The organism is Marinobacterium zhoushanense, assembly GCF_014641945.1.
Taxonomy (GTDB): domain Bacteria; phylum Pseudomonadota; class Gammaproteobacteria; order Pseudomonadales; family Balneatricaceae; genus Marinobacterium_D; species Marinobacterium_D zhoushanense.
The window spans coordinates 154,543-174,723 of sequence record NZ_BMIJ01000002.1; the positions used below are offsets into that span (position 1 = coordinate 154,543).

The 20,181-nt window shown below is 59.4% G+C and carries 12 protein-coding genes; 5 read left to right on the forward strand and 7 right to left on the reverse strand.

Going from position 1 to position 20,181, the window contains the following annotated elements; all coding sequences use genetic code 11:
- Nucleotides 1-17 precede the first annotated feature (17 nt).
- Nucleotides 18-1,034, forward strand: a complete 1,017-nt coding sequence (locus IEX40_RS04945; protein WP_188746006.1) for an adenosine deaminase — start codon at nt 18-20, stop codon at nt 1,032-1,034.
- 7 nt (nt 1,035-1,041) lie between these two features.
- Here IEX40_RS04945 and IEX40_RS04950 read toward each other — a convergent pair whose 3' ends face one another.
- Entirely contained in the window at nt 1,042-4,083 is a 3,042-nt protein-coding gene (locus tag IEX40_RS04950) for an EAL domain-containing protein (protein ID WP_188746007.1), read from the reverse strand.
- Between the two features lie 303 nt (nt 4,084-4,386).
- Here IEX40_RS04950 and IEX40_RS04955 point away from each other — a divergent pair, with 303 nt between their 5' ends.
- Both IEX40_RS04955 and dinB read left to right on the forward strand, forming a co-directional pair.
- Nucleotides 4,387-4,707: a hypothetical protein gene (locus IEX40_RS04955; protein ID WP_188746008.1), complete on the forward strand. Its 321-nt coding sequence runs from the start codon at nt 4,387-4,389 to the stop codon at nt 4,705-4,707.
- A 117-nt stretch (nt 4,708-4,824) separates the two neighbouring features.
- Nucleotides 4,825-5,868 carry a DNA polymerase IV gene (dinB, locus tag IEX40_RS04960; protein ID WP_188746009.1) on the forward strand — a complete coding sequence of 348 codons (1,044 nt, stop codon included), beginning with the start codon at nt 4,825-4,827 and terminating at the stop codon, nt 5,866-5,868.
- 50 nt (nt 5,869-5,918) lie between these two features.
- Here the strand turns inward: dinB and IEX40_RS04965 are convergent, their stop codons facing one another.
- From IEX40_RS04965 to IEX40_RS04975, 3 genes are all read right to left on the reverse strand, one after another.
- Nucleotides 5,919-7,190, reverse strand: a complete 1,272-nt coding sequence (locus tag IEX40_RS04965; RefSeq protein WP_188746010.1) for an NAD(P)/FAD-dependent oxidoreductase — start codon at nt 7,188-7,190, stop codon at nt 5,919-5,921.
- A 161-nt stretch (nt 7,191-7,351) separates the two neighbouring features.
- Entirely contained in the window at nt 7,352-9,148 is a 1,797-nt protein-coding gene (gene oadA, locus IEX40_RS04970; protein WP_188746011.1) for a sodium-extruding oxaloacetate decarboxylase subunit alpha, read from the reverse strand.
- 24 nt (nt 9,149-9,172) lie between these two features.
- Nucleotides 9,173-10,588, reverse strand: a complete 1,416-nt coding sequence (locus tag IEX40_RS04975; protein WP_188746012.1) for an acetyl-CoA carboxylase biotin carboxylase subunit — start codon at nt 10,586-10,588, stop codon at nt 9,173-9,175.
- Nucleotides 10,589-10,732: 144 nt separating this feature from the next.
- Between IEX40_RS04975 and IEX40_RS04980 the strand changes: the two genes are divergently transcribed.
- Together IEX40_RS04980 and IEX40_RS04985 are read left to right on the forward strand one after the other, a co-directional pair.
- The gene (locus IEX40_RS04980) at nt 10,733-11,686 is read left to right on the forward strand and encodes a LysR family transcriptional regulator (RefSeq protein ID WP_188746013.1); all 954 of its coding nucleotides are present in this window, start codon (nt 10,733-10,735) and stop codon (nt 11,684-11,686) included.
- A 161-nt stretch (nt 11,687-11,847) separates the two neighbouring features.
- A complete protein-coding gene (locus IEX40_RS04985) occupies nt 11,848-12,351 on the forward strand; it encodes a hypothetical protein (protein WP_188746014.1) in 504 nt (167 codons plus the stop codon).
- Nucleotides 12,352-12,371: 20 nt separating this feature from the next.
- Here IEX40_RS04985 and IEX40_RS04990 read toward each other — a convergent pair whose 3' ends face one another.
- From IEX40_RS04990 to IEX40_RS05000, 3 genes are all read right to left on the reverse strand, one after another.
- A complete protein-coding gene (locus IEX40_RS04990; protein WP_188746015.1) occupies nt 12,372-16,208 on the reverse strand; it encodes a translocation/assembly module TamB domain-containing protein in 3,837 nt (1,278 codons plus the stop codon).
- Between the two features lie 2 nt (nt 16,209-16,210).
- Nucleotides 16,211-18,007: an autotransporter assembly complex protein TamA gene (locus IEX40_RS04995; protein WP_188746016.1), complete on the reverse strand. Its 1,797-nt coding sequence runs from the start codon at nt 18,005-18,007 to the stop codon at nt 16,211-16,213.
- A gap of 133 nt (nt 18,008-18,140) precedes the next feature.
- Nucleotides 18,141-20,135, reverse strand: coding sequence for a sensor domain-containing diguanylate cyclase (locus IEX40_RS05000; RefSeq protein WP_229680593.1), 1,995 nt, complete (start codon nt 20,133-20,135; stop codon nt 18,141-18,143).
- Between the last annotated feature and the right edge of the window lie 46 nt (nt 20,136-20,181).

Sequence of the window (20,181 nt, forward strand, 5' to 3'; positions counted from 1 at the left end):
TCGGCGGAGAGATGACGATGGACAATATCGATACTGAATTGTTGCGCACCCTGCCCAAAGCAGAGCTGCATCTGCACCTGGAAGGTACCCTGGAGCCGGAACTGATGTTTGCGCTTGCACAGCGCAACGGCATGCCCCTGCCCTATGACAGCGTCGACGCACTGCGTAGCGCCTATGAGTTCGGTAATCTCCAGGATTTCCTCAATCTCTACTATCAGGGTGCCGCAGTTTTACAGACCGAACAGGACTTCTACGATCTGACCCTGGCCTATCTTGAGCGCTGTGCTCGGGATGGCGTGGTGCATGTGGAGCCTTTTTTCGACCCTCAAACCCACACCGCCCGTGCCGTTACCATGGCAACCCAGTTCCGCGGCATCCTGCGGGCGCTCGCCGACGGCAAGGAGCGCTGGGGGATCACCAGTTGCCTGATCCTCAGTTTTCTACGCCACCTGAGCGAAGAGGATGCGGTGGTTACCCTGCAGCAGGCTCTACCCTGGCGCGAGCACTTCGTCGCGGTAGGCCTGGACAGTTCGGAAAAAGGCAATCCGCCGGAGAAGTTTCAACGGGTATTCGACCAGGCCAGGGCCCTGGGCTTGAAAGCAGTGGCTCATGCCGGTGAGGAGGGACCTGCCGACTATATTGCGCAGGCGCTCGATCTGTTGAAGGTGGTGCGGATCGATCACGGGGTGCGCTGCAGTGACGATCCGGTACTGGTGCAGCGACTTATCGATCAGCAGACCCCGCTGACCGTCTGCCCCCTGTCCAACACCCGGTTGAAGGTGTTTTCCGACATGTCGGAGCACAACATCATGCAGCTGCTCGAGCGGGGCATGCGCGTCACCATCAACTCGGACGACCCGGCCTACTTTGGCGGCTATCTGTTGGACAACTACCTGGCCGTGCGCGATGCACTGGGGATGACCAGAGAGCAAGCTGTTCAACTGGCCCGCAACAGCCTGACCTCCAGTTTCCTGGACGGCGACAGTCTGAATAACCACTTGGCCCGCTTAGAGCAGTTGGCGCAATCGTCCTGATTCAATTTCAACGCTTGTCATTCGGCGACAGCAGTTCAACGAACTGCTTCGCCGGCACAGCTGGACTGCACAGATATCCCTGATAGACATCGCAGCCCAGGTCACGCAGATACTCCAACTGTTCCTGGGTTTCCACCCCCTCGGCCAGGACCGTCATACCGAGCGCATGACCCATCGCCACCACGGTACGGGAGATCGCGCAATCCTCCAGATCCTGCGGCAGCCCACGGGTAAAGGATTTGTCGATCTTCAGCACCGACAGTGGGAAGCGTTTAAGATAGGCCAGCGAGGAGTAGCCGGTACCGAAATCATCCAACGAGATCGAGATACCCAACTTGCGCAACTGATTCAATCGCTCAGCAGCCTGCTCGGGATCATGCATCAATGTCCCTTCCGTAAGTTCCAGCTCCAGCTGTTCTGCGGGAAAGCCCGTCGCTTGGAGGGTGGTATCGATATGCTGAATCAGCTCGGCATTGCGCAGTTGATTGGGCGACAGGTTTACCGCGAGGCGCAAGGGGGCGTAGCCCTGATCCAACCAAAGCCGCCCCTGCCGGGACACCTGCTCTAGCACCCAGTTCGACAGTTTGACGATCAACTCTGACTGTTCGGCCAAGGGAATGAACTGATCCGGCGGAATATATCCCCGCTCGTCGTCGCGCCAGCGCAGCAGGGCCTCTGCACCGATAATCCGCCCGCTCGCGATCTCCACCTGGGGTTGATAGAAGACCTCCAATTGTCCCATTTCAATCGCCCGGCGCAGGCGCATCTCCATCTCGACGCGGTGAGTCGCCCGGTCGGAGAGCTCTTTCACGTAGAAGCTGAAGGAGCCTCTTCCCAGAGACTTGGCGCGATAGAGTGCCGCATCCGCCTGTTTGAGCATCTCCAGCGTATCGACGATGTCCCCATCTGCGGTAACGCTGATGCCGATGCTGACGCCCGACTGTATCTCCATACCGTTACTGAGCCGGAAAGGCTCCGAAATCAGTGCGATCAGCTCGCGGGCTATATCGGCGGCATCAAGCGGTCGTGCCAGCTCCGTCAGCAATACCGCAAACTCATCGCCCCCCAGCCTCGCCAATGAGTCGCTGGCGCGCAGGTGTGCACGCAAACGGGTCGCAACCTGTTTGAGCAACTCGTCACCGATGCCATGGCCATAGCTGTCGTTGATATCCTTGAAGTGATCCAGATCCAGTATGAGCAGCGCAACCGCGCTCGAGTGGCGTCGGCTGATCTTCAACGCCTGATCCAGCATGGTCAGCAGCTCGGTGCGATTCGGCAGCTCCGTTACGGCATCGGTATGCGCCAGGTAGTCGATCCGCTCACTGGAGCGTTTCAACTCACTTATGTCAGCGAAAACACCCACATAACGGCGCTCACCGCCGTCAGGATCATCGACCCGCGTGATACTGAGCAGCTCGGGAATCAACTGCCCGTCACGGCGGCGATTCCAGATCTCGCCCTGCCAGTACCCTTGCTGGTCCAACGCCTGCCACATCGCCTTGTAGAACTCGGGATCGTGACGCCCGGAGCTGAACAGTTGCGGTGTTTTCCCAACCACCTCCACCGGGTCGTATCCCAGCAGCGCAGTGAACGCCGGATTGACCTCGAGTATACGCTGCTGCCCGTCGGTGATTACCACCCCTTCCCTTGTGCTGCGAAACACCGCAGCAGCAAGATTCAGTCGATCCTCATGCTGCTTGCGCGCGTGAACATCTCGCACCACCGCTTCCATACCGGCGGCCTGGTCAGACGGGCCATGCCAGACAATCTGCGCCTCGACCCAACGCGTCTCCCCCTCTCCGGTCAGGATGCGAAAACGATTTTGACTGAGATGCCTACCACCGGACACCATCCTCTCGATCAAAGCCTCGACGCGCTGCCGGTCCTCCTTGGCCACCAGTTGCATCACCGAGGTATCGTGCAAGTCCACAGCGCTGTATCCCCAGCGCTGAATATTTTCACTGGCAAAGAGCAGGTGATGGGGTGTCTGCGCCGACCAACGTAGTATCACAACCGGACTTGATTCGATGATCTGGCGCCCCGTTTCCATCCTCTGCTGGCGCTTGATATTGCCGAGCGCGTAGCCGATATCACCGGCGATCTCGGCCAGTGTGCGCAATACCAGCGAGTCGAAGAAACCCGGCTCGTTCGAATAGAGCGTCAGATTACCGACCAGAACTCCATCCCGGCGCAGCGGAAACGCGGCGATAGAGGCTATCTTCGCAGAACCCGCCAGCTCTCGGGTAAACGGGTTCCAGGTGTTTTCACCGGCATCATTGCATACGCTGACACGCCCCTCGCGCAGCGTTGAACGCGTTGGTGAGGATTCATCGAGATGGTCGATTCCGTCGAACACCTTCTGCAGTAGCGGAAGGTCATCGCTGGAACAGGCGACGGGTCTGAGTTTCCCATCGACGATACGCCCTATCCAGGCGTGATTCAGTTGCGCATGCTTCACTGCGACGGCACAGATCTCATCAAGCATCGTCTGAGAATCACGGGAGCGAACGATGATCTTGTTGGTCTGGGAAAGGGTTTCGTAGAGGTCGCGCTGGCGCTGCAGCGAGATGATCGCTTGCCGCTGCTCGGTAATGTCATGTGTCATCGCCAACAGGTAACACTGGCCATCCAGATCGGTCACCCGATGCAGGTCGATCTCCAGCCATCGATTGGCACCGTCGTTTAACCGCGTAATAGGGTGCTCGGTATGAACATGCCCCCCATCGCCACTCTTGAAACGGCGATAGATCTCCTCAGCCCTCTCACGCTCCTGTGCGCAGAGGGTCGTCATGAAAACGTCCCATGACAGTGACTGCGGATCGGTGCCCAGGAACTGACCCAGTGTTTCGTTGTTCCAGTACCAGCGGTCATCCTGCAGATCGATCAGCGATACACCGATATAGGGCAGGTCTCGACAGCCTCGCGTCAACCTGTCCTGACGGGCGTCGATGACAAGCTGACGCTGGTGTCTTAACTGGAAACAGCCGATCAACGTTAACAGCAGCATGGAGAGTGTGCTCATGAGATTGACGACCAATTCGTCACTCATGATCCAGACCATCGATATGCTCACAACAACGGCTATTGCAAACAGGCCACAGAGCCTTCCGCTACTTTTGCTTACCCGATGGTCCACCGATACAACCCCTTCCATTAGAGCCGTCCATACTAGAGTAGCAGTAGATCCATCAACATACGGCGAGTTGACTCAAGTCAATACTAGTCGATTTCGTCACTATAAAACGACATTTTAACTGCATATAGCTGCTCGCGGGATACTGGCCTGCTTGGGCGCCGAGGTTCTGCCGCTGGAGGCGTGCACGCCTGGGGTCAGTTCATGCATAATTAATCGATGAACAAGCGCCAGACCAAAGCCGATATCCGCCGCGAACTCGAGAAGCAGGTACAGGAGTACGTGCAGGATGGCGGCGAGATAAAACGTGTCCGCCCCGGGGCCAGTGGACTTGGCGACGGCGCAGTATTGCGTCCGCCATTCAGCGATGGACGTCCGGTACAGCCGCGGACACCGGCCATGGACGTGCTGGCTGCGATCGACGCCCGACGTAAGCAGGCGAAACCGGAGCGCAAGAGTAGCTACAAAACCAAGCCACGTAAAAAAATTATCTACGACGATTTCGGCGAGCCCCTGCGTGAGGTTTGGGAGGACAGTTAAGCGAGTTTGACCCGCTCCTCAGAGGGACGCACGTGCGGCCTATCCACCCTTGGCGACAATTTATACCTGCGAGAAATGATCGGGCCGAGTCCAAATCCGGGTGTGCAGGAAACTCGAATGCAGCGCAAAATCATCCATATCGACATGGATGCCTTCTATGCATCGGTGGAGATCCGCGATAACCCGGAGCTTCGCGGCAAGGCAATCGCCGTTGGCGGCAAGGCGGACTCGCGCGGCGTTATCTCCACCTGCAGCTATGAAGCGCGCAAGTATGGCGTGCACTCAGCGATGCCCAGTGCCGAAGCGGTACGACGCTGCCCACACCTGATCCTGTTGCCGGGGCGGATGTCAGTGTACAAGGAGGTGTCGGCACAGATCCGCGCAATCTTCGCCCGCTACAGCGACCTGGTGGAGCCGCTGTCGCTGGATGAAGCCTATCTGGATGTCACTGAATGTCAGGCCTGCCACGGGAGTGCCACGCTGATCGCGGAGCAGATTCGCGCCGAGATCCTGGCGGAAACCGGGCTCACTGCCTCGGCTGGGGTGGCGCCGAATAAATTCCTCGCCAAAATCGCATCGGAAGAGAACAAGCCCAACGGCCAGTATGTCGTTACACCGGACAAAGCGGCGGAGTTTGTTTCCGCCCTCCCCCTGCGCAAGCTGCCCGGGGTGGGTCCCAGAACGGCGGAAAAGCTGGAGCAGATGGGGCTGCAGTATGGGCGTGACATTCTGTCCTGGTCACTCGCCGAACTGTCGGAGAAGTTCGGCAAATTCGGCCACAGCCTCTATCAGCGGGCACGGGGTATCGACGAGCGACCGGTACAACCCTCCCGCGTCCGCAAATCGGTCGGGGTGGAAACCACGCTGGCGCAAGATCTGCGCACCGAGGCCCAGTGCAGCGCCGTATTGAACGGGCTGCTGCCCGAGCTGATACAGCGCCTGCGTGGCCGGCCATTCAAAGGACTGACGATCAAACTCAAGTTCCACGACTTCCAGCAAACCACCGCGGCAGGACAGGCCGACCGGATCAGCGCCGATATTCTCGACTCCATCCTGCACACGGCCTGGCAACGCGCTGCAGGCCGACGCGTTCGCCTGGTCGGCATCAGCGTCAGCCTGAGCGAAGAGACACAGATAAAACAGCTGAGCCTCGACCTTTAATTTGGACGTCGAGCTTCAACTGCCGCCTGGCGCTTTCGGCACGGCGGGCACTAGCTCTTCAGCTTTTCGATGCCCAGGGATTTCAGCACCATCTTTTCGTAGATCGGATCACAGTTGCCGTGACTGATCTTACGCATGAAGTATTTCTCGAACCCGACCTTGGCCAGGTGCACCCACTTGCCCTTTTTCATCCAGTTCACGTTGCGTGGCGGGATCTGCGGCATCGCCACGAACGCGATACCTGTATCGCCCATATCGGCCAGGCAGACCGCGTTCCAGGTCGCTTCCGCTGCTGCCTCTTTTCCGTCCAGACGCGCGCGGATGTTGTGCGCCGTGGCGGTGACCATACTTTCGATCATAAAGCCGGTCTTCGGCACTCCGGTGGGGACCGGCGTCGGTTTCTTCGGCGCGATAGCAACGGCCACGCCTATTCCCCAGATATTGCGATGGGTCGGGTTGCACTGATGCTCGTCGATCAGGATAAAGCCCCTGGGATTGACCAATCCCTCGACGTTGCGCACTGCATCGATGCCGGTAAAAGCGGGTAACATCATCGAGTAGTGGAACGGCAGTTCGTGACGCTTCTTCTCCTGCCCCTGATCATCACACTCGATGACATGCATCACGCCATCCTCGATACGCTCCACCTTGGCATTGCAGATCCAATCGATGTGGTGCTGACGCAGCTCCGACTCCAACATGGATTTGCTGTCACCAACACCGTCGAGGCCAAGGTGGCCGATATAAGGTTCTGGGGTCACAAAGGTGATCGGCACCCTGTCGCGTATCTTACGATTGCGCAGGTCCTTGTCCATGATGAAGGCAAATTCGTAGGCAGGTCCAAAACAGGATGCGCCCTGCACCGCACCGACCACGATAGGACCGGGATTGGCGGTAAACTCCATCCATTTGTCGCGCGCCGATTCGGCATGATCAACATGGCAGATCGACTGGGTGTAGCCTTGCGGCCCCAACCCCTCGATCTCATCAAATGCCAGACGTGGACCTGTGGCGATAATAAGATGGTCATAGCCAAGCGTCCGGCCATCGGCCAGCTCGAGCTGGTTGGCCTCGGGCAGAACCCGAGTAACACGACCGACAACGAGTTCGATTCCTTTCTTTGACAGGGGTTTGTCGATGGGGAGCACGATATCCTCGCGCTGACGCCAATCTACTGCGACCCAGGGATTGGACGGTACGAAGTGAAAATAATCCTTGTCGCTGACGACGATGACCCTGTCCTCCGCTCGCGCCAACGCTTTCATCTCATATGCCATCGGCATACCGCCGACACCGGCACCGACTATCACGATATCCGCCATCTCGTTCTCCCGCCCAGTTGTTATTCTTTATTTTAGTTATTACTAATTTAGTAAATACTAACAAAATAAACAACAGTATTTCGGCCATAAAAAAGACCCCTACCGATGCCTCGGCAGGGGCCAATCTCCATTGCAACTGGGAAAACTCGTTGGGGAAGTAACTAGGCTTCGATCTCGATCAGGACCTCGCCCGGTGTCACGCGATCGCCCTTGGCCACATGCACACCGATGATCGTGCCGGCGATCGGTGCCTGAATCTCGGTTTCCATCTTCATCGCTTCGGTAATCAACACCGGCTGACCGGCACTGACCTTGTCACCGACAGCCACCAGGACGTCAACGATGTTGCCCGGCATACCAGTGGTAACATGACCCGGCGCGCTGGCCTGACGACGGCCGCTCGCACCGCCGCTGACATAGGAGTTCAGCGGCTCGAACAGGATCTCTTCCGGCATGCCATCCAGGGTCAGGTAGATGTGGCGCTTGCCGCTCCCGTGACCACCGACACCAGTGATGGCAACCTCGTAGGTTTCGCCATGCACATCGATCTTGAACTCGGTAGCGACACCTTCATCAACGCTGCGGCCCGCCTTCTGGATCGGCAACAGCAGTTCCGGCTCCAACGTACCGGCGGCGCGCTGTTCGAGGAACTGACGACCGATATCCTGGAACATGGCAAAGGTCAGCACATCCTCATCGCTAAGCGCCAGCTCGCCGATCTCTTTACGCAGACGCGCCATCTCCGGCTTGAGCAGATCCGCGGGTCGACCCTCGATCAGCTCCTCCTTGCCCACCGCCTTGGTACGCAAGCTCAGATCCACTTCCGCCGGCGGATGACCGTAGCCGCCCTGCAGGTAGCGCTTCACCTCATTGGTGATCGACTTGTAGCGCTCGCCGGTCAGCACGTTCAATACCGCCTGGGTACCGACGATCTGTGAGGTCGGGGTGACCAGCGGCGGATAACCCAGGTCCTTGCGCACTGCGGGAATCTCGGCGAACACTTCGCGGATACGGCCCAACGCATTCTGCTCTTTCAGCTGATTGGCCAGGTTGGACATCATGCCGCCCGGCACCTGATTGATCTGCACCGAGACATCCTCGCGGGTGAACTCGGATTCGAACTGGTGGTACTTCTTGCGCACTTCACGGAAGTAGTCGGCAATCTCGCCGAGCAGTTCCAGATCCAGACCGGTATCCCATTGGGTACCGCGCAGGGCGGCAACCTGGGACTCGGTGGCCGGATGGCTGGTACCCCAGGCAAAGGAGGAGATCGCGGTGTCGATATGCTCGGCGCCCGCCTCGATCGCCTTGAGCTGACACTGGGCGGCCAGGCCCGCAGTCGAGTGGCTGTGGATAAACAGCGGCAGATCCACCGCGCCTTTGATCGCCTTGACCAGATCATAGGTGGCGTAGGGTGTCAGCAGACCGGCCATATCCTTGATTGCGATTGAGTCGGCGCCCATATCCTTGAGCGCTTGGGCCTGCTTCACGAACAGCGCTTCGGTATGTACCGGGCTGGTGGTATAGCAGATGGTACCCTGGGCATGCTTGCCGGCTTTCTTCACCGCCTTGATGGCGACTTCGAGGTTACGCAGGTCGTTCAGGGCATCAAATACGCGGAACACGTCGATACCGTTCTCCGCGGCTTTGGCGACGAACGCTTCGACCACGTCATCGGCGTAATGACGGTAGCCGAGCAGGTTCTGGCCGCGCAGCAACATCTGCAGACGGGTATTCGGCAGTGCCTTGCGCAGTTCGCGCAGGCGCTCCCAGGGATCCTCTTTCAGGAAACGCACGCAGGCGTCGAACGTCGCGCCGCCCCAGACCTCCAGCGACCAGAACCCGACCTTGTCCAGCTTATCGCAGATAGGCAGCATATCCTCGGTACGCATGCGGGTCGCGATCAGGGACTGGTGGGCATCGCGCAGAATCACATCGGTAACGTTAATCTTGCTCATCAAATCTCTCCTTATCGCGACGGCTTATACGCCGGCATGGGCAGCAATGGCTGCAGCGATCGCCAGGGCGATTTCGCTGGGATCTCGTTTCTCGGAATAGTTCAGCAACTGCGGGTGGTTGGGCACGAAACTGGTATTGAACTCACCGCTACGGAAATCCGGATCCTGCAGGATCTCCTGATAGTAACGGGCCGTGGTTTTCACCCCCTGCACACGCATATCGGACAGGGCCCGCGCTCCTCGATCCATCGTTTCCTCCCAACTCAGCGCCCAAACGATCAGCTTCAGGCACATGGAGTCGAAATAGGGCGGAATGGTATAGCCGGTATAGATCGCCGTATCGGTGCGCACGCCCGGACCGCCTGGTGCATAGTATCGGGTGATGCGGCCGAAGCTGGGCAGGAAGTTGTTCTTCGGATCCTCGGCGTTGATACGAAACTGCATTGCGAAACCGCGGTAACTGATATCCTCCTGCCGATAGCTCAGTGGCAGGCCCGAGGCCACGCGGATCTGTTCTCGTACGATATCGACCCCGGTGATCTGCTCGGAGATGGTGTGCTCCACCTGAACGCGGGTATTCATCTCCATGAAGTAGATCTCGTTACCGGTGACCAGGAACTCGACGGTACCGGCGTTCTCGTACCCGACAGCCTTGGCGGCACGTACCGCCAGTTCGCCGACATAGTTACGCTGCTCCGGCGTCAACGAGGGGCTGGGTGCAATCTCGATCAATTTCTGGTTGCGGCGCTGGATCGAGCAATCACGTTCGTACAGGTGTATCGCGTTGCCCTGGCTGTCCGCCAGCACCTGCACCTCTATATGCTTGGGATCAACGATGCACTTCTCGAGGAACACCTCGGCGGAACCGAATGCCTTGGTCGCTTCCGAGATGACGCGCGGATACTGTGCCGTCAGCTCGGCCGCGCTGTCACAGCGACGAATACCGCGACCGCCACCGCCGGAGGTCGCCTTCAGCATCACCGGGTAACCGATCTCTTCCGCCACCTTCAACGCTTCGTCAAGATCGGCAAGGTTGCCTTCGGTACCGGGGGTCACCGGCACACCGGCGGCGATCATGCTGGCGCGAGCGGCGGTCTTGTCGCCCATTTTGGCTATCACATCAGCCTTGGGGCCGACAAAGGTGATGCCGCGCTCGGCACAGATACGGGCAAACTCGCTGTTCTCGGACAGGAAGCCGTAACCGGGATGGATAGCATCGCAGCCGGTTTCCACCGCCAGGTTGACGATACGGCGTGGATCCAGATAACCGGCCAGCGGATCCTCACCAACAAAGTGCGCCTCGTCCGCGCGCTTGACGTGCAGCGAGTAGCGATCAGGCTCGGTGAAGATTGCCACCGAACGGATGTTCATTTCGGCGCAGGCCCGGACGATACGGACCGCAATCTCACCGCGGTTGGCAATCAGGATCTTTTTCAACATGGATCTTCTCCCTGAAGAGTGCATCGATCAGATCAATCCACAGTAGACTAGTCGGGCAAAAAGGATAAATTGATATTTTTTCTATGTACTATAAGGTTTTACTTATACATCAGCGTTAATTCGCTTTTTTGCCGACACAACACCATGCCCTATTCGCTGTCACAACTGCTCAACCGACTCTCGTTCCGCCAGCTACAGGTGTTTCGCACTGTTTACCAGCGCCATAGCTACAGCCGAGCCGCTGAAGAGCTGGGTTTGACCCAACCTGCGGTCAGCGCACAGATTCGCCAACTGGAGCAAGCCCTGGGTCAGCCCGTCTTCGAGTATGTCGGCAAGCAACTTTATGTCACGGCAGCGGGAGAGCAGTTGATGCTGGTTGTGCGCTCGATCTTCACCGATCTGGAGCGGTTGCAGATGGAGCTGGACGAGCTGCAGGGACAAGTGCGCGGCGAGCTGCGCCTGGCTGCAGTCAGTACCGCCCAGTATGTGGTGCCCTACCTGCTGGAGGGGTTTCTAAAGGAGTACCCCCAGGTCAGCGTTCGGTTACGGGTGGTAAACCGAGCCCAGGCAACGGAGCGTCTGCAGGAAAATCGCGACGACTTGATCATCATGGGTATGGTGCCCGACTCGCGATCCCTGTCCAGCATGCCCTTCCTGGACAACGAAATGGTGGCGGTGGTACGTGCGGATGACCCCTTGCGATATCAACAGAGCCTGACGCCACAGCCATTTCTCGATTCCGGATTGCTGATTCGGGAGCCCGGCTCGGGTACCCGCCTCGCGCTGGAGGACTGGTGCGCACGCAAACGGCTGAGCCTGAACCCGAAAATGGAGCTGGGCTCCAATGCTGCGATCAAGCATGGCGTACTCGCCGGACTGGGCGTCGCCGTATTGCCCAAGCTCAGCGTCAGTGCGGAGCTAAGGCTGCGTGAGCTCGCCGTGCTACAGCTGGATGGCTTCCCGTTACGCCGATCCTGGTGCACCGTCTATCCCTCCTCGAAACACCCCACCCCGGTGATGCAGGCCTTTCTCGATTACGTTCGCAGCAATCTCAACTCTCTGCACACCCGCATATATGGCGACATCCCCGATCCTTAATCCGGTTGCCACAAAAGCTCGCCCCATCGGTGCCGAGCCCCCTCCTGTGCCAGCAGTGGTCTGAAAATCGTAGGTTGACAGCCCAGCGCATCGACATTAGCCTCTAACCAACCCCAAGCACCCTCAGGTGCTTTCCAAGGACAGGAAATAGAGGGAAAGAAATGGATATCACCGTTAAGAGCGTTATTCTCGGTACCGCTATCTGTATCGCAGGATTCAAATCGGTCAGCTCGCTTTTCGACACATTTGCGCCATCGCATGGCGAAAAGACAATCGCCTTTCAGCAGGATCAGCCAACCGAGCCCCCCTATCAGCAGCAGATCGACGCCATACTCCAGGGCGCGGACCCCAGCGAGATTTTCGAGCCGACCGCAGCCGGTGGGCCAAGGCCCAGTTCGGAGTGCGCCAGCGGCGAGCTGGAGTTGGCCGAGGGTCTAAAGCCGGAGATGAATGGCCACACCTATGTCTCGGTGCGCGTCGACCGAATGACCTATATCCGCGTTCTGCCGTTCGACCATACCTTTCTGGTACAACGCCCATATCAGAGCGTCTCCGCCACCGAGCAGGGCGAGATACCGGATGATGCAGCGCAGCTGCTCAGCCAGGCAGAAACCAACGCCAGCCGCTGCCAGCAGCGTACGCTATATCTGTCATCGGTGAATTAATCAGCGCAGTCAGGCGGGACTTAATCGCTCTCGAAGCTGTAGATCAGGTCACCGCCACTGCCCTCGGCACTGGTTTGCGTCTCCAGCGACAAGCGTTTACTGAGCTGATAGCGCATCAGGAAGGTGTTGACCGGGTTGATCAGCCCGACGCCATACTTGATGTACAGCTCCGGAGACAGGTACTTGCCGATATAGAACGAGGTGTCATCTGCCGTGTCTCCGGATGCGAAACCTATCTCATCCACGTTCAGCGATTGAGTCAGCTTCTCGGTAATGCTGGTGCCACCCTTGGCACCGAGGGACAGCGCCAGCTTCATCAGCAGCTGCTGCTCACCGGCCGAAGTGGCATCCGGCGCTCGACCCAGCACCAGGTAAGAGAGTATCCGGTTATCCGGCATCGCCGGTGACGAGCTCAGAGTCAGATCCGGCTTGCGCAGGGTACCGCCCACAAGCGCCCCCACGATCACATCATCCACCTCACGTTCGACACGCAGATCCAGGCCTGGATTGCTCAGCGGACCGCCGGTAAAGATCACGTTACCCCGGCTGATCTCCAGGTCCTGCCCATAGAGACGGTACTTACCGCTGGCAACACCGACACTGCCGGTACCCCGCGCCAGCCCGCGCCCCTGCTGCAGGTTCAAGGCGCCATTGAGCAGGCCGTTAAAGCCGAAGGCGTCGACGCGCACCGACTCCCCCAATACCACGCGCAGGTCCACATCCAGTTCAGGTCCTCTGCTGGTCTCCCCCCCCGTCTGTGACCGCACCACCAGATCGGGCGACCCGCTTACCGCGCTCTGTTCCAGCTTTGGCGCCTGAATCAGCGCCTGGGGTATCAGCAATTCACCCCGCACACGGATAGTCTGCGGCGAGAGAGCCAGCTGCAGATCCGGCGATACGAGCAGCTGCACCTCGGCGGTGTTCACCGCTTCGAAACGTTCCCCTTTGACATTCAGCTCTGCACGCTGCTGCATCGGCAGCAGCGTGCCGTTTAGTGTCAGCCGCCCCTGTCCGGAGAGCGCACTGCCCTCAAGGCGCATCTGTCCGGCCCGAACGGGATCATCCGCCAGGTTCAGAACAATCTCGGAAATACGGACACCGGCCCCCGGCAGCTCGATATCACCCTCGCTGAGGGATACGCGGCCGTTCAGCTCCGGCTGCGTGAGTGTGCCCGCCATGGCCAGTGCAGCGGTAGTCGAACCGCCATGAATCTGCAGCGCCGGTACTAGCAGGGCCAAGGGCTGCAGTTGCTCTATCCGGGCATTCATTTCACCCCTGAGACGCTGAGCCCCGCTCAGATCCTCTACGCTGACCTGTCCCTGAATGCCGCCCTGCAAGGGGTCCATCGCGATATCAACCTGCGCCCGGGCACTCTCGCTATCGCCCCGAAGCTCAATCCGGCTGCCGTCGAGCGTCAGCTTCAGATCGGAATCCGGCAGCGACAAAACCGCCTGAGGTAACCGCAACAGGGCGTTATAGCGACTCTCCGCTCCGCTCTGACTGAACTCTGCCTGGGCATCGATACGACCGTCGATCGCCGTTGGCTCAGGCATAAAGGGGGCAAACGCCGCCAGTGACAGTCCGGCGATATTCAGACTGGCCTGTGCTTTGGGCTGCGCTGTTCCCAGCTCGCCATCACCTGCAAAGCAGGCCGTACCCTCCACATCCACGGAGGCCAGGCAAAGGCGCCCGAGCCGGTAGCGTTGTGGATCCACGTCAACCGCTGCCGGCGCGACCATGGCCCAACGCCCGGCCCGGGGGTTGGACAGCTCAAGCTGGGTTAACCGACCCCGCCAGCTCCAGTACACGGGATCCCGTTGCAGATCGGTAGCCAGTTGGCCATCCGCACGTAGGCGGAGACGAGCTGTCGGATCCGCATCGGCGTCCAGCGCAATCCTCAGCTGCTGGTCCGTACCAGAGACAGTCAAATCGGCGCTGTTAATCGCCTGCCCGGCACTGACGATCTGCTGCACATGTACGCGGATATCCGCCGGCTGCTGCCAACTGGGATCGAACTTCAGCTGCGCCTCCAACTGCTCGACCCGGGTCGTGTCATAGCGCAGTGCGGAGACACTAAGCTCGGCCTCTACGGCGGGTAGCGCTGGCGCGCCGCTCAACCGTCCCGAGCCCGTGATCTGGCCACCGGCTCCTGGCACCAGCTTACCGAGATCGGGAACCCTGAGCTGCCACTGCAGTGCCAGCTGCTCGGCGATATCCCCATTGGCCTGCACACGGGCCTCACCCCAACTCAGATCCAGCTGCTCCAATCTCAGCGCAGAACCTGCGATCCGGGCCTGCCCGCTGCCGTTCAACGGCTGTCCCTGCAGCCTGCCGTCAAGCCGATCGAGCTGAAGCCGCACCTCAAGCTGCTCCCCGAGCGCACCTTGAGTTTTCAACGCCGCGTTCAGACTCCCGGTCAACTCCGGCCACTTCAGCCCGGGCTGCAGCCCTTCGGCAGCCACCTGCAGATCCCAGTCGACCTGGGGAAGCCAGTGCACCTCGCCGCCCACATCGATGCGCCCGCCCAGCGTATCGACCCTCAGCTGCCGAAGGCTCAGCCCATCCATCGATCCACGCCCCTCGAGTGCGAGCTGGGTCGGTGGCAGGTCGGTACCACTGACCCGGGTCTGCAGCGCCACCCGATAGTCGTCCAGTGTGCCGGTCAGCTTCAACTCGCCGGTGGGTGATGAAATCAGCGGCGCGAGTTGATCCAGTGGGTAGTGCAGCGACTGCCAATCAATCCGGACCTCTATCTCGCGGCTGCCGAGGGGATCATCGATCTGACCGAAAGCACTGAAGCGAGCGTCGCCCTGCTCCGGTTGCAGCGCGAGCTCACGGATATCGATACGCTGCGCCGAAGCCTCGGCAACCAGACTCAGTCGGGTTCTCTGCAACTCCGGCAGCGTGGCTGAGAGCACCAGATTCAGCTGAGCGGTATCCAGCCCTCCGTTCGCCTGCATGCTGACATGGGGCTGCAGCGCCAGCAGTTCGGGTGCGGGATCCTGCAGCAACTGTTTAAGATCGAGTTGCGTAAGCTCCAGCTGCACCTGCCATTGCGGGGTACTCAACAAGCTCTCCAGGCGGGCACTGAGCTCAACATCTGCCGCCCCCTCGATCCACTGCTGAAGATCGAGCTGGTTCAACGTGCCATGGAGCCGTCCATGTCCATCCAACCGGGCAGTTCGCTGCTCTCCGCTGTCTGGCGTTCCAGTCGGCAGACGCAGCTGCCACTTCGTCGTGAACTCGAGCGGATATTCGCCAGCCAGCGTTGCAGCGCCGGCAAGATCCAGATTCACCAGCGGCGAGCGCAGCGCCAACTGCTGCAACTCCAGCCGCCCCTCCTTTGCACTCAGGCTCAACTGCGCACTGTCGAGCTGCTGCGCCGGCACGGCCACATCGCCCACGTAGAGGCGAAGCTGTTGCAGCGACAGCAACTGGATATCGATCGCCAGCGGCAACAAGACCTGCTCCGGCAGTTGCAGCGGGCCGGCAGCCGCTGCCGACTCCTGCTCCGCGGGGGGGGCTGGAAGATACAGATCGATATTGCCCAGCGCCAGGCGTTCGACCAGCAACTCCCCTGACAACAGCTGCGAGGGCTGCCAATCCAGCGCCAGCGAGTCTCCGATCAACCGAAGCTGCTCACTGCGATATTCGATTCCACCCAGGCGCAAGTCCCGGATCAAACGCCCGGAAACCTGTGCGATACTCAACTCGCCGGGCACGAAAGCGGTCGCGCGCGCGACAAGCCAGCGGCTACCGGACTCAGTGGCCAGAATCCAGCCAACCAGGGCCGCGACCAATAGCAGCAGCAGGAGCAGCACCAACAGCAGGTTGCGCGCTGCCCGTTTGATCCTCACCCTCACAGATCCGGCCCCAAGGTGAAGTGGATGCGAAAACCGCTATCGTCGAGCGGCTTGGCCAGATCGACACGCACCGGCCCCACCGGCGACTGCCAGCGCCCACCAATACCCGCGCTGTTTTTCAGCGGTGTATCCAGCGAATCGAACGCATTCCCCATATCCCAGAACACCGCTCCGCGCCACTTTGGCGCCACCCGGTAATCGAACTCCAGGCTGCCGGCCAGCAGGTAACGTCCGCCACGCACCTCGCCATCGGTATCGGTGGGACCGAGCTCTTTGTAACCGTAACCGCGCACGGTGTTATCGCCGCCGGTGAAGAAACGTCGTGACGCCGGTATACGATTGAAGTCGGTGGTGGCGGTAACCCCTAGATCGAGTCGCGCCAACAGTCTCAGGTCCGGGATGGGGCTATATACGGCTTTACCGCTGACCTCTAGCTGCACGAAGCTGGTATCCGACAACAGGCTCTCCTCCGCCGCCGACAGGTCGGCGCTGAGGCGATAACCGCGACTCGGATTCAACCGGTTATCGGTGTCCACCATGGACCAGCCCCCTTCCGGTACCAGCAGCATGGTACTCTCCTCCTCGCTACCGAAACGAAAGGTCTCCTGCTCCAGGCCCAGCCCCCAATGCCAGCGCTGACGACCTCGCGCGCGCTGCTCCTGCGCGGCGATACGCCAGGTCTCGGAATCGGTAGTGTCGGTCTGCTCCTGCTCGTAGGCAGCGCGCCCCAGATAGGTATCGGACACCGGGTCTTGCCCGGGAATCTCGTAGTTGAACAGCAGGGTATTGGTTACCTCCGACAGGCGCAGAATGCTCTCCATACGATGCCCGCGGTCGTTCACCCAGCGTCGGCGCTGGCTGGCACTCAGCCTCGCACCGGTATCGGTACCGTAGCCGGCGCCGAATCGATAGGCAGTACGCTCATCAGGCGTCAGGTATACCTGCACCGGCACAAGCTGCTGATCATCGGCCTGGTCCCAGAGCGGTTGCACCTCAACACCACTGAAATAACCACTGTCGACCAGCCCGCGTTGCATCTCCAACAACCTGTCGGTAGCCACCGGCTCCCCATCCGCCAGGGTCCGGTAACGTTGCAACAGCGCCTCCCTGATCGGCACCTCGTTGAACTGGATCTCCGCCAGTCTGTAGAGTGGACCGGTATCGAAGCTAAGCTTGATATCCGCCGAGTTGCTCGGCAGATCCACCAGTATCAGCGCTTCGCTAAAGCCGGCTTCGTAATAGCCCAGGCCAGCCGCCTGCTCCAACAGCTCAGTCTTGATGCTCTCATAAGCTTGTTGATCCAAAGGCGTGCCTGGCTGCAATGCGGGCTCGTGCAGCCAATTGTTGAGCAATGGTTCTGAGGCACCGGCACCGGTTACATCCAGCTCGCTACGCCGAACCACTGCCCTGGGCCCGGCATCGATGGTATAGATGGCGCGCCACCCCTGCTCAGTCTGCGCCAGCTCAGCCTCTACCCGGCTATTGAAATAACCCAGCGGACGCAAGCCGGCATCCACCTCCTTTGCGGCCTGACGGTGCAGGTAGCGGATACGGCTTGCACTCGGCAGCGGCGCATCTCCATCCAGGCTCGACAGCGACAGGTGCGCACGCACATTGCTTTCCAGATCACCACCTATCCCTTCGACCACCACCTCCAGACCTTCGGCTGCATCGGCGGTTGAGGCAACAGAGCCCCCCAACAGCAGCAAAGCCAAGATCGCGCTGGCGAGGCCAAGCTTAGAGCCAGGTGCCCGAACGAGCTCGATTGTGGACAGGATGGTACGCAACAACATCAGCAGTAACTGCCCCTAGGTGAAGGTTGTGAAAACGGTGGCCGCCACGACCACCAGGCACGAGTTACCCAGCAGGGAACAACTCAAAAACAGCGTCCTAAGGGGTGATGGCTGGTTCTCGGTTGCCTTTCGATCAAACACCGATCACGGTTGGGGAGCCAGCTGCCTCGACTCTATTCCGCCCCCGAGACTTGGCCTTATACAGCGCCGAATCGGCCCGGTTATAGATGGTCTTGAAATCCTCCCCAGTCTTGAGCTGCGCTACGCCGGCACTGATGGTGATATGCACATCGCCACCGAGTGTCTCGATCATTGAATTAGACACATTGATCCGCAACCGTTCCGCGACAAGCAACGCCTCATGCTCCTGGGTTTCCGGCATCAGAATGGCAAACTCCTCACCGCCCAGCCGCGCGAAGAGATCGGTGGCACGCAAGAGCCCCTGAACCACCCCGGCCACATGCTTCAGCGTTTCATCACCAGAATGATGCCCGAAGCAGTCATTGACCCGCTTGAAGTAGTCCAGATCCAGCAGGACCAACGAGAGTGGACGCCGATAACGATGCGCCCGGCTGATCTCGTCGTCGACGGCTGTGGTGAAATAGCCCCGGCTTTTCGCCCCCGTCAGCGAGTCGGTTGTTGCCAGCGCAGTTAGCTCTTTGACGGCGCGGTCCTCGGCGATAGAGCTGCCTATCCACCGTCCCAGCAAACGCACAAACTCGCGATCGCCATCATCAAACTCCTGCGCGTAGGGCTTGGTAGAATAAAAGCCCACAACACCGTAGAGCGTACTGCCCAGCCGCACCGAAGTACCAATAAAACACTCATGCTTGAACGTATCGCTACCGAGCAGGCTCGCGCCATGCCGCTGACTGCCATGGCGCACGAAGACGACATCGCTACTGTTAAATGTATCGGGGGTATAGGTCGAGGGTAGCTCCAGGACATCCCCCTCTTTCAAGTCGGCAAAGGTGTCCGAATAACACTTATCCACAACATAGGTGTTATCGTGCAGGGCACCGACCACGCCCATCTCCACACCCAGGTGCTTGCACCCCAGCTCCAACGCCTTGTAGAACTTATCATCAAGTTCGGCGCCGGCCTGTATGGCGATGGTATTGAGCGTCCGCAGGCTGTCATTTGCAAACAGCAGCCGAGTTCTTAACTGCTGCTGGAGCTGAACGGCTCGGGCAAGCCAGGCACCTGCGGCAAGAAGCAGAAGGGTCACGACGGCAGCGCCCCACTTGTAGTGACGCCAGAGCTCTTCGTGCTCCGCAAAAACCTGGTCAGTCACTTTTGCCGCGGCGACCACCATCGGATACTCGCTCATCCGCCTGTAGCTGATGCGGCGTTTTGCGCCATCAATTACGCTGACTGCCTCGAAAGTACCGACATCCGGTGCGTCGGCCTGCATAAAAGGTCGATCGCCGGGTACAACCTTGCCGATAGCGCTCTCATCCAGTTTCAGGTCTATCCCCCTGGCCCGTACCAGGCCATCGAGACCGACAAGAGCGATGCTCCCACCCTCGCCCAGGTCAAGAGAACCAAAAAAACCTGAGAAGTAACTTGGGTTGAGTGATATCACCAATACGCCGCCAAAGTGATCGCCATGCGACCAGATCGGGCGCGTCAGCTGAATACTGTATCGCCCCGACACCCGGCCCTTGACCGGCTTACTGATAAACAGCTCATCGACATCACTGTCGCGGTGCACCTGGAAATGCTCTCGATCACTGAGATCCACAGGGGCTGCGTCCGGATCAAGGTTGGAGTAGGCAAGCGTTCCATCAGCATTGATGACCGCAATCTGCACCAGCAGGGAATCATCGTAGGCGGCCTGCATGATCCGTACCTTGGTTTCAAACTTCGAGCGGTCGTCCACCCAGGCCTGGCGCAACACCAAAAGCACGGCATCGATATTATTAAAGGTCCGGTCGACATGCTCCTCAAAGGTACGCGCAACACCGCCGGAGTCACTCCAGGAATGCCGATCTACATCCTCATAGTTCCGCCGCTGCTCGAATAATAGTGCCGACCAAAGCGCAGCGATCAAAACACCGGTCAGAGCTAAAATGGCCACAGGACTGATTTTGCGTTGAAACTCACGAGAACGAGACTTTGCGGGCATCCGAACATCCATTTCAAGATCGTCTTATACGCTAATGTTAAGGTAT